This window comes from Sediminibacterium soli, assembly GCF_009939225.1.
Classification (GTDB): domain Bacteria; phylum Bacteroidota; class Bacteroidia; order Chitinophagales; family Chitinophagaceae; genus Sediminibacterium; species Sediminibacterium soli.
In genome coordinates, this window is record NZ_JAACJR010000003.1 from 103,692 (window position 1) to 120,073 (window position 16,382).

Here is a 16,382-nt window from a genome sequence, read left to right on the forward strand (position 1 = left end):
ATAGCGCAGCTATATGAATATTTCGCAGTTATCGTTGAAGCGGCCGGTACTGGCAACAGTGATGAACCTGATGATCATCCTGTTTGGTGTGGTGGGATTTACTTTCCTGGCGGTGCGTGATTATCCCGCTATCGATCCGCCCATCATCAACGTAAGTACGAGCTATACCGGCGCCAATGCAGACATTATCGAAAGCCAGATAACGGAGCCGCTGGAAAAACAGGTAAACGGCATCCCCGGTATCCGTTCCATCTCCTCCTCCAGTTCGCTGGGCAGCAGCAATATCACCATCGAGTTTGAACTGGGTGTTGACCTGGAAGCCGCGGCAAGCGATGTGCGCGATAAAGTGGGCCAGGCACAAAGGGCATTGCCACAGGATATCGATGCGCCGCCCATCGTTTCCAAAGCGGATGCGAACAGCGATTTTATCCTGATCCTGGCCATCCAGAGCCGCACCAAAAGCCTGATGGAACTGAGCGATTATGCCGAGACCGTATTACAGCAGCAGCTGCAGACCATTAAAGACGTAAGCTCCATCAATATTTTCGGACAGAAACGCTACTCCATGCGCATCTGGCTTAACCCGGATAAAATGAATGCACACCGGGTGGCGTTTACCGATATCAGAAGCGCCATCAATACAGAAAACATTGAACTGCCACCGGGTAAGATCTATGGAAACAATACCGAGCTGGTGATACGCGCACTGGGAAGACTCACCAGCGAACAGCAGTTCCGCGACCTGATCATCAGGCAGGACAGCAGCGGTATCATTCGCCTGGGCGATGTTGCCAAGATAGAAATGGCCCCCGAGCTGCTGGAACAGTCATGGAAGTACAATGGTGTGAACGCCGTGGGTCTTGCCATTGTGCCGCAACCCGGCGCCAATAATATCGAGATCGCCAACGAGTTCAATAAACGTCTTGAACAGATCGAAAAATCAAACAAATCGGATATCACCTTCAATGTACTGATCGATAATACGGTCAATATCCGGCGTTCGCTGGAGGAGGTAAAGGAAACACTGATCATCTCTTTTTCGCTGGTGGTACTGGTGATCTTCTTCTTCTTCCGCAACTGGCTGGTGGCGCTGCGCCCGCTGATAGATATCCCGATTTCGCTGGTGGCCACTTTCTTTATCATGTACATTGCGGGCTTTTCCATCAATATCCTCACCCTGCTGGGTATTGTACTGGCAACAGGGTTGGTGGTAGACGATGGTATCGTCGTCACGGAAAACATATTCAGGAAACTGGAAGAGGGGCTGCCGATACGAAAAGCGGCGCTGGAGGGAAGCAGGGAGATATTCTTTGCGGTGATATCCACCTCCATCACACTGGCCGTTGTATTCCTGCCGGTGATTTTCCTCGAAGGTTTTGTGGGAAGACTGTTCCGCGAATTTGGCGTTACACTTGCCGCCGCGGTACTGATATCCGCCTTCGTATCGCTTACCATCACCCCTGTGCTGAACGTATACCTGAGTACGCCGCATGCACAGGAAGGCTGGTTCTACCGCAAAACAGAACCCTTCTTCACAGGTATGGAGAGCGGTTACAAAAGGCTGTTATCGGGTTTCATGAAACTGCGCTGGATGGCCTGGGTGCTGGTACTGATCTGCGGCGGCATCATTTATTTCGTCAGCAGTTCGCTCAAGAGCGAGATTGCGCCGATGGAAGACAGGAGCAGTATCCGTTTTACGGTTACTGCGGCAGAAGGCACCAGCTATAACTATATGCAGCATCTTACAGATAATATCGCCAATTACCTGTACGATTCTATTCCCGAAAGAAGTTTTGTGTTTGCACGCGTGGGCGGCGGGTTTGGCTCAAGCGGAACCAACTCCTCGCAGCCGAGGCTGGCGCTGGTGGACCCCGCCGAGCGCAAACGCAGCCAGAACGATATTGCCAACGACCTGCAGCGCAAACTGTCAAGGTTCAACGATGCCCGTGTGTTTGCCGTTCAGGAACAGACCATCGCCGTGGGACTCGGTTCCCGCGGGTCGCTGCCCGTGCAGTTTATACTGCAGAACCAGGACCTGGCCAAGCTGAAGAACATGATCCCCAGGTTCCTCGAAGAAGCCAGGAAGGACAAAACATTTGCCAACGTAGACGTTAACCTCAAATTCAATAAGCCCGAGATACAGCTTACCATCGACAGGATGAGGGTAAAGGACCTGGGCCTGTCAACACAGGATGTGGTGGCGGCGATTCAGGCGGCATTCAGCGGCGGACGTATGGCTTATTTTATCATGAACGGATTCCAGTACCAGGTGGTGGCGCAGGTAGAACGCGATATGCGTAATAACCCGAGCGATATCCGTAACCTCTATGTAAGGAATAACAAAGGCGAAAGCATACCGCTGGATGCGGTGGTGCACCTGGCCGAAAGTACCAGTCCCGCCACTATCTACCATTTCAACCGGTATAAATCGGCTACCATTTCTGCTTCGCTGGCAGAAGGAAAAACCATCGGCGACGGTATTGAAGCCATGCAGGCCATCGCTAACCGCCTGCTCGACGAAACCTACCAGACCGCACTGAACGGTCCATCGCGCGATTATGCGGAGAGCTCCTCGAATATCATGTTCGCATTCGGTCTTGCGCTGGTGCTGATCTACCTTGTATTGGCGGCGCAGTTCGAAAGCTTCCTCGATCCGTTCACCATCATGCTTACCGTTCCGCTGGCGCTGGCAGGTGCCTTGCTGAGTCTCTGGATATTCGGGCAAACACTCAATATCTTCTCACAGATCGGTATGATCATGCTGATAGGCCTGGTAACCAAAAACGGCATCCTTATCGTTGAATTCGCCAACCAGAAACGAAAAATGGGTATGGCCAAAATGGAAGCGGTGATAGAAGCCTCGCAGCAGCGCTTACGTCCGATCCTGATGACCAGTCTTGCCACTTCGCTGGGTGCATTGCCGATTGCACTGAGCCTGGGTGCAGCTTCCACCAGCCGTATACCGCTGGGCATCGTGGTGGTGGGCGGTATCCTGTTCTCGCTGATCCTTACGCTGTTTGTTATCCCTGCGGTATATACCTTTGTATCAGGAAAACATAAGGCGGAAAAAACGGAGATCACCGAATAACCATTGCCCAGGCCTGTGTTTACCTTAATAAACACAGAGAAGGTATGAACAACGCCATCGCAGACATACGCCAGGACTACCGGCTTCGCTCACTGAACGAAACGGATGTTGCGGCGGATCCCATTACACAGTTCGGCAGCTGGTGGAAGGAAGCCATGCACAGCCAGCTGGAAGAGGTAAACGCCATGACACTGGCCACCGTATCGCCTGAAGGGAAACCCGCAGCCCGTATTGTGCTGCTGAAAGATTACGACGCAAACGGTTTTGTATTCTTCACCAATTACGACAGCGAGAAAGGCAGGGATATGGCCGCCCACCCGTTTGCCGCGCTGGTATTTTTCTGGAAAGACCTGGAAAGACAGGTGCGCATTGAAGGAACCGTTGCCAAACTGGATGCTGCCGAGAGCGATGCGTATTTCCACTCGCGTCCACAAGCCAGCCGTATCGGTGCATGGGCATCGCCGCAAAGCACGGTGGTGGCAGACCGCGAAGAACTGGAAAAAAGATACGAAACCATGCAGGCAAGATTTGCATCAGGCAATATTCCCCGCCCGGAACATTGGGGCGGTTACCTTGTTACACCCACAATGATCGAATTCTGGCAGGGACGCCCCAGCCGTATGCACGACAGGCTGGTATACCGCTTACAGGATACGGGCGGGTGGACGGTGGCCCGCCTGGCACCCTAAAACAGGTACGATTTGCAAAGCAGGATCAAACTGCCCTACCCCGCAAACCGTACCTCCGGTTTATTTTCCTGCCACTTTGTAGCGTACCTGTCTGCCGTCTACAAATTCTTCGTAATAGGTATTGTCAGGAGCCAGGTAATACTTCTTGTTATTGATCGTTACCGTTTTGCAGTCTTTCGGTAACCTGTCAACCACCCAGCCCAGTCCCGGGTTATCATGCAGTATCAGATCGGGTGCGCTCCATTGCGTTGAATCGGAGGTATCCTCATCTTCTTCTGTAACAGGTCTTGACTGCTGGTTGCGACGCACCGCTTCGCGAACGCCGTTAACCGTTTGGGTGGATTGCGACTGTGGTACAACAACAGCTGGCTGCACTGGTGCCGGTTGTGTTATCACGGGTTGCTGCTGAACCGGGGCCGGCTGCTGCTGCTCCTGCCGGGGTTGCGGGTAAGAATACTGCGGCGCAGGCTGCGGGTAATTTTGCGGTGCCTGTTGCGGGTAACCCCGTTGCGGCTCCTGCTGCGGATACTCCGGCCTTGGCATCTGCTGGTAGTTATCCTCGTTCCTGAACGTATTCAGTACGCCGTTCTTGCCCACCACCCTGTACCATAATTCGCCATTGGGTTTTACCAGGTCTTTGAAATAGGTGCCGTTCAGCGAATAGAATTTCTCGCCGTCGATCACCATGGTCTTTGTTTCTGCCGGTAAGAAAGGAACCTCAGCGCCGATGGGCGCCTGCACCACTTCGTAATCGCGCGTATCGGGAGAAGGACGGTAAAAAACCCCGTTCGAGTAGTAATAGGGATTGCCGCCCCAGATCACCGGGTGATATACCGTGGGCAGTATGCCCACATGCAGGCCAAAAGGCGGGAATGTTACCTGGAAATAACCCCCGTTGGGACGATAAAAATTACCTCCGGCATAGTAATAAGGATTGCCGCCGAAATTGAGGCTGACATACGCGCCCGGCATACTGACAAAGCGTTGCCCGTAAGCGGGATAAAAAGCGGCATGCCTGTAATAGTTTCTTCCACGCTGTGCCTGGGTGGAGATAGCGGCGCCAAACATGCACAAAACAAAAACGAAAGCCGGTCTCACCTGTGTCGAGATAGGTTTCATGGTGTTGTTTTTAAATGATAAAAAGGGTTGCGGACGCCGAAATCCTACCAAATCTCGTGTACTGTTTCTGAAAAGAAACTTAAAATCGGCGAATGATGGGAAGGGGAACAGACGAATAACGAACAAGGAGTGTAGAATGTCGATCGGATATGGAAAAGTTGCCATCTGATCGACATTCTACACTCCTTGTTCAATATTCGATATTGCCCCACCGGGGCCGGGGAATGATCAGGCTTCTTTTTGCTGCGGTTTTTCGAAACGGAAATCAAAAGCGCCTTTGCGCAGGTGTACGCCGTATTCGAGCCAGGCCTTCATGCAGGCGAGAAAATTGGCCCAGCCTTCGGTATTGCCTTTCAGCCAGTTGATACCCGCTTCGTCGTTGGACATACTTTTTTCGGTAACGGTCACTACGGTATCGGTTTCCTTATACGCGGTAAGCGTAATCTCCACCAGCGTTTCCTTGTCGCCATTGGCCCAGTAGTAAGACACATAACTGTTATTGCGTATGCTTCCCACGCGGATGGGGAATGTTTCGTCGAATTCGGGGAAGCGCCATTGTAGGGTCTGGCCTTCTTCCATCCGCCCCGATCCCCAGGAGATGAAATAGTTACACATGACCGCCGGGTCTACGATACTGTCAAATACCTGGTGTACGGGCCGGGCTATCTGCAGACCGGCTTTTATTTCGAGTGTTGTCGGATTCATAGGGTATAAAATTTAGAAGTCAAAATTCCCAAAAAACACCCATCGCAGGCAAAATATTTCCTGCCGCATACGGTTGCCGGTAATCAATAAAAAAACCGCAGCTCATACTGCGGTTCTATATTGAATTGATCGATTCGCTGGTTATTTCCGTTTCATCACTTTTCCGGCTGCCTCAACGATAAAAGGCGTGTCGAGGCCGTATTTGGTCAGCAGCTCCACGGGTTTACCGCTTTCGCCGAAAGTGTCTTTTGTGCCGATGTATTCGATGGGCACCGGCATATGTCTTGCAGCAACCTGTGCGATGGAATCGCCCAGTCCGCCCAGCACATTGTGTTCTTCAACGGTTACCGCGCATTTGGTTTTGCTGATCGATTTCAGCACCGCTTCTTCATCCAGCGGTTTAATGGTGTGTATGTTGATGAGCTCAACGCTGATGCCGTTCGCTTCGAGTATACGTCCCGCCTCAATCGCTTTCCATACCATATGACCGCAGGCAAAAATGGATACATCGGATCCTTCGCTCAGTTTCTGTGCTTTGCCGATCACAAAATCACTGCCGTCTTCGGCGGTGAAATTGGGCCATTTCGGACGGCCGAAACGCAGGTACACAGGGCCATTCAGCGCCGCAACCGCCTTGGTGGCGGCTTTTGTCTGGTTGAAATCGCAGGGAACGATCACGGTCATGCCCGGCAGCATTTTCATCAGGCCAATGTCTTCGAGTATCTGGTGCGTGGCGCCGTCTTCGCCAAGGGTAAGTCCGGCATGCGATGCACAGATCTTTACATTCTTGCCGCTGTAGGCAACACTCTGGCGTATCTGGTCGTACACACGGCCGGTGCTGAAATTGGCGAATGTGGTTGTATAAGGAATTTTACCGCCAATGGTCATACCGGCGGCAATACCGATCATATTGGCTTCCGCGATACCGCACTGAACAAAACGCTGGGGAAAATCCTTGATAAAAGGACCGAGTTTCAATGAGCCGGCAAGGTCTGCGGTGAGCACCACCACATTTTCATTTTCCTTGCCGATTTCGTGGATGCCTTCTCCGAAACCGCCACGGGTTTCTTTCTCATTCAATACCTTGATGTCTGTTAATTTCATGAAGAACGTTTGCAGTAAACAGTAAAAAGTGCTGCAAAGTAAAGAAAATCGGGGAAAGCAGGCGGCGAAAAGTACCGGTGAAAAGGAAACGAAAGACCGGACAGGAGATCTTTCCTATCCGGTCTTTCGCTGTAATGTATATTATCCCTCGAAGGTGCTGTAGAAATACGGGGTTTTGGCTTCAAACTCGGCGCTGCAGGTGTCTACCATTTTATACACGCGGGTAATGCCAAGGGCTTTACGTTTTTCATACACTTCTTCATCGGTGCAGTTGCCCTGCAGGATCTGTGCAATCTGCGCATCGCCAAAGCCATTCTTTTTGGCTTCTTTCAGCAATTCAGTCGGCAGTGTTTCCAGCGAGTATTGTGCAATTTCTTTTTCCATATGGCAAAGCGCCTGTATCTGGTAAATAAACCAGCGGTCGATGCGTGTTGCCTGCGCAATGGATTTTACGGTGGAACCCTGCATCAGCGCATCCTTGATACGGAAAATACGGTCCCATTTCGGGGTCTTGATGTATTCCACCAGTTCTTCGCTCTTCATCAGGCTCTTGCCGTAATAACCCAGTCCCAGCGCTTCGTTCTCCAGGCTCTGGCAGGCTTTCTGGATGGCTTCGGCAAAGCTGCGGCCGATGGCCATCACTTCGCCCACACTTTTCATCTGCAGACCCAGTGTATCGTTGGCTCCTTTGAATTTGTCGAAATTCCAGCGCGGCACCTTTACGATCACATAATCCAGCGCCGGTTCAAAATAGGCGGAAGTGGTCATGGTGATCTGGTTCTTCAGTTCATCCAGGCTGTAGCCGATGGCCAGTTTGGCGGCGATCTTGGCGATGGGGTAACCCGTTGCCTTGGAGGCAAGCGCCGAGGAACGGCTTACACGCGGATTGATCTCCACGGCGATCAGCTCTTCTGTTTCGGGGTTCTGTGCAAACTGCACATTACAGCCGCCTGCAAAATTGCCGAGCGAACGCATCATCAGTATGGCTTTGTTACGCATATCCTGGAAGGAGGTATCGCTCAGGGTCATGGCGGGCGCAACGGTGATCGAATCGCCGGTATGAACGCCCATCGGGTCCAGATTTTCCACGGTACAGATGATCACCACATTATCGTTTTTATCGCGCAGCAGCTCCAGTTCGTATTCCTTCCAGCCCAGCACGGCTTTTTCTACCAGTACCTCGTGTATCGGCGAAGCTTTCAGCCCTCTTTCCAGTGCAGCATCCAGCTCGTCTTTGCTGTGTACAAAACCGCCACCGGTTCCGCCCAGGGTAAACGATGGACGTATCACCAGCGGGAACCCGATCTGCTGTGCAAATTCTTTTCCTTCGAGAAAACTGTTGGCCACATGGCTGGGCGCCACCTGGATACCGATCCTCACCATCAGCTGGCGAAACTTCTCCCTGTCTTCCGCTGTATCAATCGCGGCCACATCCACACCAATCAGTCTTACACCGTATTTTTCCCATACACCCAGTTCATCGGCCTCTTTACAGAGGTTCAGCGCGGTCTGCCCGCCCATGGTTGGCAGCACGGCGTCGATCTTGTTCTCTTCGAGTATCTGCTCAATGCTTTCCACCGTCAATGGCAGCAGGTACACCTTGTCTGCCATCATCGGGTCGGTCATAATGGTGGCGGGGTTGCTGTTGATCAGGATCACTTCAATACCTTCCTCGCGCAGGCTGCGCGCAGCCTGGGAGCCGGAATAATCGAATTCACAGGCCTGTCCGATGATAATCGGTCCGGAACCTATGATGAGCACGGATTTGATGGAATTGTCTTTGGGCATGGTTGCAAAAAAATAAATTCTGCAAATGTAAGGGAGTGCACGCAGAAAACGAGGTTATTTTTGGATGGACGATAGGGGGATTGCCGATTGCCGATTGGGGATAAGGGGTGATGGTCAGGGCAAACCGTTATTCGCTGGCTTTGGCCAGTTATTTATATGATTATTTTTACATATAACCACCTGCCAGAAAGATAACATTATATCGACCACCTGCTGTCAATCTCAATCGGCAATCGCCAATCCCCCTTCGGCAATTGCTCCTGGCCTATCTTTGCGGTATGGTATTACAGGAAGGAAAAAAGGCGCCGGCTTTTAAGGGCAAAGACCAGGATGGCAATACGGTTTCCCTGGCCGACTACAAAGGAAAAAAACTCGTACTCTATTTTTATCCGCACGACGACACACCCACCTGCACCGACCAGGCCTGCAACCTGCGTGACAATTATGCCCTGCTGCAGTCGCACGGGCTTTCGATCCTTGGCGTGAGCGAGGACGATGAGAAAAGCCATAAAAAATTCGAGAAAAAATACAACCTGCCCTTCCCGCTGGTAGCGGATACCAGCCAGGCCATATTAAAAAAATATGGGGTGTGGGACTGGAAAACGTTTATGGGCAAAACCTATATCGGCACCCACCGCACCACTTTCCTGATCGATGAAAAAGGAAAGATTGCGAAAGTGATCACGAGGCCGCGCAGCAAGAAGCATGCGGAAGAGATACTCGAGGCCTGGAAGGAAGCGGAAAAGCCGGATGGCAAAACCGGAAAGGGTATAAAAAGAAAAATGTGAAAGGGCCAATGTTATTGACTATCCTTTCACATTTCACCGTACAGGCCGGGCCTGCTTTATTTTTTTGTCTCCAGTAGCTTGAAGAACTGGTCAAGCTGCGGAAGTATCACGATCCTTGTTCTGCGGTTAACCGAACGGCCTTCGATGGTGGCATTGTCGGCAAGCGGCAGGTACTGGCTGCGGCCGGCGGCGGTCATGCGTTTGGGGTCAACACCGTAGGTATCCTGCAGTATGCGTACCACCGTGGTGGCGCGTTTTACGCTCAGGTCCCAGTTGTCCTGTATGCCCGCGCTTTTGATAGGAACCGAATCGGTATGTCCTTCCACCATAAACTCGATCTCGGGCTGGTTGTTCAGCACCTTGGCCACTTTACCCAGCACTTCCTTTGCACGGTCGGTTACATCGTAGCTTCCGCTTTTGAACAGCAGTTTATCGGAGATGTCTACGTATACAACGCCTTTGTCAACTTTGATATTGATGTCTTTGTCATCCAGGTTGCCGATAGCTCCCTTGAGGTTCATCACCAGCGCCATGTTCAGCGAATCTTTCCGCGCGATGGAGCCCTGCAGGTCTTTAATATAGAGGTCTTTTGCGCCGATGTTATCCAGCGATTTCTTGATACTCTCGGCCTGGGCACCGGTTACCACGGAAAGGTCTTTCAACTGGTTCAGCACCGTATTGTTGTTCTGCTTCAGGTAGTCGATCTGTTTGTTCAGATCGGCAATGGTGGCTTCCGAGCTTGCTTTCTGGTCCCTGAGCTGACCGTTGGCTTTGTCCAGCAGAGCCTGTAAACGTTTGATCTCGTCCTGGGCTTCACGGAGCCTGGCCTGCTGGTCCAGGTAATTGCCGCTCAATTCTGCATACTTGGCTTTTTCGGCATCAAGTTTTTTGGTACTTACACAGGAGAACAGCACAAAGGGGATGGCTGCCGCCAAAAGGTAGAGTTTTGCCTTCATCTTCATTTCAATTAGGTTGTTAATGCGCACTGATAACGCTCGGATACCTGCGGAAATTGCCTTTTTGATCAAAAAAAACGCTGGTCAGCCCCCAAACCCTTTATAAAACAGGAAAATCTGAGTAAATTGGTTTTCAGCGCGCTTTGATTTTCAGAAACAGCAATTTTCTATTTCAAAAAAGCGTTATACCAAAACCAACTACACCATGACCCCTTTCAGAAGCTTTGTCGCATCTGAGCTTATGTCTATCAAACAGAACATAGCCGCCGTGCGCAATATGATCCCCAACAACATTATTCTGAAACCCAGCGAGCGCCGGAGCATGTTCAAGCTGAACACCAAGCGCCATGCATTTGTGGAGAAAGCCGTCAATTATATGCGCAAGAACCCCACAACGGTGCCAACGTTTATTGACGTGACCATCTGCAACAATTATGTGCACCTGTACCAGCAGTATGCAGAATTGCTGGTAGAGCTGGAGCAGGTTAAGACAAAACTCGAAGACGCCAAGCTGGTGATCGGCAACGAGATCATGAAGCAGACAAGGGCCTATTTCCAGAACTCAAAAAATGCGGCGGAATCGGGTAATGAACAACTCGATAAGATCTATAAGGAACTGAAGCCGCATTATGCGGTGGGCCGTAACAGCAAAAAGCCCATGGAAACCCCCTGATGCGTCAGTACTGGCCGGCAGGCTATTCCATCACTTTCTTCCACAGCTCGGGTATGCGTTTTATCCAAACCAGTTCGCGTCTTTTAACACTGGCTTCTTCTGCGGGATAACCGAAATAGGTTTTACCGCCTTTCAGCGAAGAAGGCACACCGCTTTGCGCAAGCACCACCGCGTTGGCGCCAATGGTCAGCGTTTTGCTTACGCCAACCTGTCCCCATAACACCACACCTTCTTCAATAACGGTTCCTCCACCGATGCCCACCTGTGCTGCAAACAGGCAGTTCTTTCCAACGGTTACATCATGGCCGATATGCACCATATTGTCCATCTTGGTTCCTTTGCCGATACGCGTTTCTGCGGTAACACCGCGATCGATGGTGCAGCCTGCGCCGATCTCCACCTCATCTTCAATCACCACGCTGCCGCAGCTTTCCATGCGTTTGTACCAGGTATCGCGGTTCTTCTTGCCGTTGTAGTAAAAAGCATCGCTGCCGATAACACTGCCGGCCTGCACCACTACATTGTTGCCGATGCGGGTGTAAGGCAGCAGCGAAACATTGGGATGTATCGTACAGTTATCACCGATCGTTACATGATGACCAATGAATACATTGGGCATGACCACCGTATTTTCTCCGATCACAGCATCGCTGCTGATGGATGCGGATTGCGCTGCCGCCGGCTGAAAATGATGAACGATACGCAGGTATGCTTCGAAAGGATCGTCAACGATGAAAATGATTTTTCCCTCGGGGATCTGCACATCACCGGAGTTGATGATGATGGCGTCTGCATCGCTGCCAAGACATTTATCATAGTATTTAGGATGATCAACAAAAACCAGATCGCCTTTTTCAACTTTATGAATCTCGTTGATTCCGGTTACCTGAACCGATGTATTACCGGCGGTTTCTGCATTGATCAATGCGGCTATCCATTGCACTGAAACGGGAGCGGGAAACTTCATCTTGCCTCCTTTTGGTGAAAATCAAAGGTAATACCTCCAACCGACCGGAAATTTTTTTAACCTGCGGATAACGGTTCCGGAACCTTGTTTTCAGACTGCGCGCTGATGTTGCAGGTTGCTGTTCTTTGCGCGGAACAAAAAAATTGATTTCGCTGAAACCCTTTATTCATCGGCCTTTCAGCGAAATGAAAACGATGCACTGATCATAACTGCGGCGATTAAAGAGCAGTAAACCATTATGGGTAACATACAGATTCTGGCAATACAATTCACATTGCGCCGGAAAATGTTAATAAAATTGTTTAAAAAATTTTTTGCATTCGTTAAAACTCTTTTTAATATTGTGATGGGAAATTTATTTTCCCGTACTTACTAACCCATCCATATACAAAGTCTCGCTTCTGCGGGACTTTTGTTTTGTATGAACCTTTACTTCCTCATCCACAAACCTTACCAGGCACTTTCGCAGTTTTCTCCCTCGGAGCAAAAGAAAACGCTCGCGGATTTTTTTGATGTGCCGCGGGATGTGTACCCGGTAGGACGACTGGATTACGACAGCGAGGGACTGTTGCTGCTGACGAATGACAAAGACCTTAACCATCGCCTGCTTCATCCCCTGTTTGCACATGAGCGCGAATACTGGGTGCAGGTAGACGGCGCCGTTACCGAAGATGCGCTGATGTCTTTGCGGCAAGGAGTGGGTATTTCGGTAGACGGTAAACCATACCGCACCAAACCCGCGCGGGCTTTTTTATTTGACGGTGAGCCGGAGGTAAGCGAAAGAAATCCGCCGATCAGGTTCCGGAAAGAAATACCCGCGCCCTGGATACGCATGATATTGACAGAAGGTAAAAACAGACAGGTGAGAAAGATGACGGCAGCAGCAGGATTTCCTACCTTGCGTTTGATACGTTACCGCATCGGTCAGCTCGATATCGGCTCCCTGCAACCGGGTGACATGTCAGCGATCTCCCGAAACACCGTCCACCAAAAACTGTTCAATGTACACGGAAGCAACCAGAAATGAATATACCATCAGCACCGATTCTGCTAAACTGGATATAGCGGTGATCCATGGTTACCTGTCCAACGATTCTTACTGGGCGCAGCACATACCGATCGAAACGGTACAGAGATCCATCAACCATTCACTCTGCTTTGGTCTGTATGCCGCAGACAGGCAGGTGGGTTTTGCCAGGGTGGTTACCGACAGGGCCACTTTTGCTTACCTGGCCGATGTATTTATTTTACCCGGGCACCGCGGAAAAGGTTTGTCCAAATGGCTGGTGTCCGAGATCCATGCCCACCCCGATCTGCAGGGCCTGCGCAGGTGGCTGCTGGGTACAAAGGATGCTCATGGTCTTTACCGGCAATTTGGCTGGACGTCGATACCCGAAGAAATAGCCGGCCGTTTTATGCAGTTGCATAATCCCGATGTATACAGCCGATAACAGCGCCGGCAGCGGATGCATGTGTTTTCTTTTCCACCGCTTATCTTTGCATCCCTCTTAAAAAGCAATTATGAGCCTATCCCATTTGTCTGAGCAGGAGCTGATCCGTCGTGAGAAACTGGCAAAACTGCAGGAAGCAGGCATTGACCCTTACCCTGCGCCTTTGTACCCGGTAACGCATTATTCGGTTGACATAAAAGAACAGTATACCGAGGAAACAAAAGAACAGTTTGCCGCCGTTTGCGTGGCGGGCCGTATCATGAGCATCAACGATAAGGGAAAAGTATTCTTTATCAAGGTGCAGGACAGCAAAGGCATCATCCAGCTGTATGTAAAACGCGATGAGCTGTATCCGGGTGAGGATAAATCAGGCTGGGATGCACTTGTGAAACACGGGCTCGACCTGGGCGATTTCATCGGTGCAACGGGGTATGCATTCATCACCAAAACCGGGGAAACCTCCATCCATACCCAAACGCTGACCCTGCTGGCAAAATCACTGAAGCCATTGCCCGTAACAAAACGCGATGAAGAGGGCAATGTGTTTGACGCCGTTACCGATCCCGAATTCCGCTACCGCCAGCGTTATGCCGACCTGGTGATCAACCCCGAGGTAAAGAAAACATTCGAACAGCGTACAAAACTGATCAATACCATCCGCGATTTCCTGAATGCACAGGGGGCGCTGGAAGTGGATACGCCCGTGCTGCAGTCCATCCCCGGCGGTGCGGCGGCAAGACCCTTTGTTACGCATCACAATGCGCTGGATATTCCTTTTTACCTGCGTATCGCCAATGAGCTGTACCTGAAAAGACTGATCGTAGGCGGGTTTGACTGGGTATATGAATTCAGCCGCAATTTCAGGAACGAGGGTATGGACCGCACGCATAATCCTGAATTCACCGTACTGGAATGGTATACTGCCTACAAGGATTATTTCTGGATGATGGAGATCACCGAGCAGCTGATGGAGCAGATCGCCATCGCCCTGCATGGCACAACAGACGTAACAGTGGGCGATAAAACGATCAGCTTTAAAGCGCCGTTTAAAAGGATCAGTATTTACGATGCCATCCGGGAGAATACCGGTATCGATGTAAGTGAAATGGAAGAGGATGCACTGCGCAGAACCTGCCGTGAACTGAAGATAGATGTGCCCAATAATATCGGCAAAGGCAAACTGATCGACGAACTGTTCAGCGCAAGCAGCGAACACACTTTTATACAGCCCAGTTTTATCATCGATTATCCAGTGGAGATGAGTCCGCTTACCAAAAAACACAGGAGCAAAGCCGGTCTTGTGGAGCGTTTTGAGCTGATGGTGAATGGCAAGGAGATCGCCAATGCCTACAGCGAGCTCAACGACCCCATCGACCAGCGCGAACGTTTTGAAGAGCAGGTGAAACTGATGGAGCGCGGCGACGACGAAGCCATGTTCATCGACCACGATTTTCTGCGCGCACTCGAATACGGCATGCCGCCCACATCCGGTATCGGTATCGGTATCGACAGACTGTGTATGCTGATGACCAACCAGGCCTCCATCCAGGACGTGCTGCTGTTTCCGCAGATGCGCCCGGAGAAGCAGGGGTAAGACATCAGCGTGCGGGAGATATTATTCGCGGATTAGTGGATTTTCGGATTTGCGGATTTTTTGTGGAATACCAGGCTTACACGCAGGTAGCCTGGCGGTGCCAGTTATTCATCCGCAAATCCACTACCCCTTGTTCAATAGTCGATATTCCCTTAGTTTAGGCCACTAAACCCGCTGCATGAAATATCTCAAGGTATTGTATATACAGGTGCTGATCGGTATCTGCCTCGGTGTGCTGGTTGGCTGGCTGTTTCCCGGGTTCTCTTCCACCGCCAAACTGATCAGCGATACCTTCATCAACATGATCCGCATGGTGATCACACCGGTGATCTTCCTGACCGTGGTATTGGGTATTGCGGGTGCCGGCGACCTGAAAAAAGCGGGTCGGGTCGGCGGTAAGGGACTGATCTATTTCGAGATCGTAACAACGCTGGCACTGGTTATCGGCCTGGTGGTGGCCAATGTACTGAAACCGGGTGCGGGAATCCCGTCGGACCACCTGCCGAAAGAAAACCTCGACAAGTATACCGCCGCCGCCAAAGAAATGAACTGGGGCGAATTTTTTTCCCATATCGTTCCGTCCAATATACTCGATGCATTTGCCAAGGGCGATCTGCTGCAGGTGCTGTTCTTTGCGATACTGTTTGCGATAGCGATCTCAAAAATCGGTTCGGCCGGCGATAAACTGGTGGCCAGTTTTGAAAACCTCAACAAGGCATTCTTCGAACTGATCCATTTTGTGATGAAGCTGAGTCCTGCAGGTGCTTTCGGCGGTATGGCGTTTACCATCGGCAAATTCGGGTTTACCAGCCTGCTGGTGCTGGGTAAACTGATGATCGCATTTTATATTACCTCGCTGCTGTTCATATTCGTGGTACTGAATCTTATCGGCAGGTATTACGGGTTCAGTGTATGGAAGCTGCTGGTATACATCAAGGAAGAACTGCTGATCGTATTGGGCGCCAGCAGCAGCGAATCGGTATTACCCAATATCATGGAGAAACTGCAGAAAGCGGGTTGCGACAGAACGGTGGTGGGCCTGATCATTCCAACAGGGTACAGTTTTAACCTGGACGGAACAACCATCTACCTCAGTATGTCGGTACTGTTCCTGGCGCAGGTATTCAATATAGAGTTAAGTTTTGCGCAGCAGTTAACCATCATCGGTATTTTAATGATCACCAGTAAAGGCGCTGCAGGTGTTACGGGCAGCGGGTTTATCGTACTTACGTCCACACTTACCATTATGCATGTAATACCGATCGAGGGGCTGGCGCTGCTGATCGGCGTTGACCGTTTTATGAGCGAGGGAAGGGCCCTGACCAATATGATCGGCAATACCATTGCCACCGTAGTCATCGCGCGCAGCGAGAAGGCCGTGGATATGGAGGTGTACAGGAGGGTTGTGGAGAAGGCAACCTGAGATGGAGGGTATATGGCTGCATTGTCTTATGGTTGAA

14 protein-coding genes are annotated in these 16,382 nt (G+C 50.9%); 8 read left to right on the forward strand and 6 right to left on the reverse strand.

Annotated features, from left to right (window positions below):
- Positions 1–13 precede the first annotated feature (13 nt).
- Together GWC94_RS00575 and pdxH are read left to right on the forward strand one after the other, a co-directional pair.
- Positions 14–3,088: an efflux RND transporter permease subunit gene (locus tag GWC94_RS00575; protein ID WP_161833064.1), complete on the forward strand. Its 3,075-nt coding sequence runs from the start codon at positions 14–16 to the stop codon at positions 3,086–3,088.
- A gap of 44 nt (positions 3,089–3,132) precedes the next feature.
- Complete coding sequence (gene pdxH, locus GWC94_RS00580) at positions 3,133–3,777, forward strand: pyridoxamine 5'-phosphate oxidase (RefSeq protein WP_161833065.1); 645 nt, start codon at positions 3,133–3,135, stop codon at positions 3,775–3,777.
- Positions 3,778–3,837: 60 nt separating this feature from the next.
- Here pdxH and GWC94_RS00585 read toward each other — a convergent pair whose 3' ends face one another.
- The 4 genes from GWC94_RS00585 to carB form a co-directional block, all read right to left on the reverse strand.
- Complete coding sequence (locus GWC94_RS00585; protein ID WP_161833066.1) at positions 3,838–4,896, reverse strand: DUF6515 family protein; 1,059 nt, start codon at positions 4,894–4,896, stop codon at positions 3,838–3,840.
- 228 nt (positions 4,897–5,124) lie between these two features.
- Complete coding sequence (locus GWC94_RS00590) at positions 5,125–5,601, reverse strand: SRPBCC domain-containing protein (protein WP_161833067.1); 477 nt, start codon at positions 5,599–5,601, stop codon at positions 5,125–5,127.
- Between the two features lie 141 nt (positions 5,602–5,742).
- A complete protein-coding gene (locus GWC94_RS00595) occupies positions 5,743–6,705 on the reverse strand; it encodes a transketolase family protein (protein ID WP_161833068.1) in 963 nt (320 codons plus the stop codon).
- Positions 6,706–6,846: 141 nt separating this feature from the next.
- Positions 6,847–8,493, reverse strand: coding sequence for a carbamoyl-phosphate synthase large subunit (carB, locus tag GWC94_RS00600; protein ID WP_161833069.1), 1,647 nt, complete (start codon positions 8,491–8,493; stop codon positions 6,847–6,849).
- 278 nt (positions 8,494–8,771) lie between these two features.
- Here carB and bcp point away from each other — a divergent pair, with 278 nt between their 5' ends.
- Complete coding sequence (gene bcp / locus GWC94_RS00605) at positions 8,772–9,281, forward strand: thioredoxin-dependent thiol peroxidase (protein WP_161833070.1); 510 nt, start codon at positions 8,772–8,774, stop codon at positions 9,279–9,281.
- A 56-nt stretch (positions 9,282–9,337) separates the two neighbouring features.
- Here the strand turns inward: bcp and GWC94_RS00610 are convergent, their stop codons facing one another.
- A complete protein-coding gene (locus tag GWC94_RS00610; RefSeq protein WP_235918410.1) occupies positions 9,338–10,243 on the reverse strand; it encodes an OmpA family protein in 906 nt (301 codons plus the stop codon).
- A gap of 235 nt (positions 10,244–10,478) precedes the next feature.
- On the opposite strand from GWC94_RS00610, the gene GWC94_RS00615 reads away from it, so the two are divergent.
- Complete coding sequence (locus GWC94_RS00615) at positions 10,479–10,910, forward strand: hypothetical protein (protein ID WP_161833071.1); 432 nt, start codon at positions 10,479–10,481, stop codon at positions 10,908–10,910.
- Positions 10,911–10,932: 22 nt separating this feature from the next.
- On the opposite strand, the gene GWC94_RS00620 is transcribed toward GWC94_RS00615, so the two are convergent.
- Positions 10,933–11,877 carry a UDP-3-O-(3-hydroxymyristoyl)glucosamine N-acyltransferase gene (locus GWC94_RS00620; protein ID WP_161833072.1) on the reverse strand — a complete coding sequence of 315 codons (945 nt, stop codon included), beginning with the start codon at positions 11,875–11,877 and terminating at the stop codon, positions 10,933–10,935.
- Positions 11,878–12,298: 421 nt separating this feature from the next.
- On the opposite strand from GWC94_RS00620, the gene GWC94_RS00625 reads away from it, so the two are divergent.
- The 4 genes from GWC94_RS00625 to dctA all read left to right on the forward strand — a co-directional run bounded on the left by GWC94_RS00625 (position 12,299) and on the right by dctA (position 16,345).
- Positions 12,299–12,904, forward strand: a complete 606-nt coding sequence (locus GWC94_RS00625) for a pseudouridine synthase (RefSeq protein WP_161833073.1) — start codon at positions 12,299–12,301, stop codon at positions 12,902–12,904.
- Positions 12,879–13,328, forward strand: coding sequence for a GNAT family N-acetyltransferase (locus tag GWC94_RS00630; protein WP_161833074.1), 450 nt, complete (start codon positions 12,879–12,881; stop codon positions 13,326–13,328). Before GWC94_RS00625 ends, GWC94_RS00630 begins: the two co-directional genes overlap by 26 nt.
- Before the next feature lie 70 nt (positions 13,329–13,398).
- Positions 13,399–14,922 (forward strand): lysine--tRNA ligase, encoded by a 1,524-nt coding sequence (gene lysS, locus GWC94_RS00635; protein ID WP_161833075.1) that lies wholly within the window; start codon positions 13,399–13,401, stop codon positions 14,920–14,922.
- A gap of 178 nt (positions 14,923–15,100) precedes the next feature.
- Positions 15,101–16,345 (forward strand): C4-dicarboxylate transporter DctA, encoded by a 1,245-nt coding sequence (dctA, locus tag GWC94_RS00640; RefSeq protein ID WP_161833076.1) that lies wholly within the window; start codon positions 15,101–15,103, stop codon positions 16,343–16,345.
- The last annotated feature ends 37 nt before the right edge of the window (positions 16,346–16,382 follow it).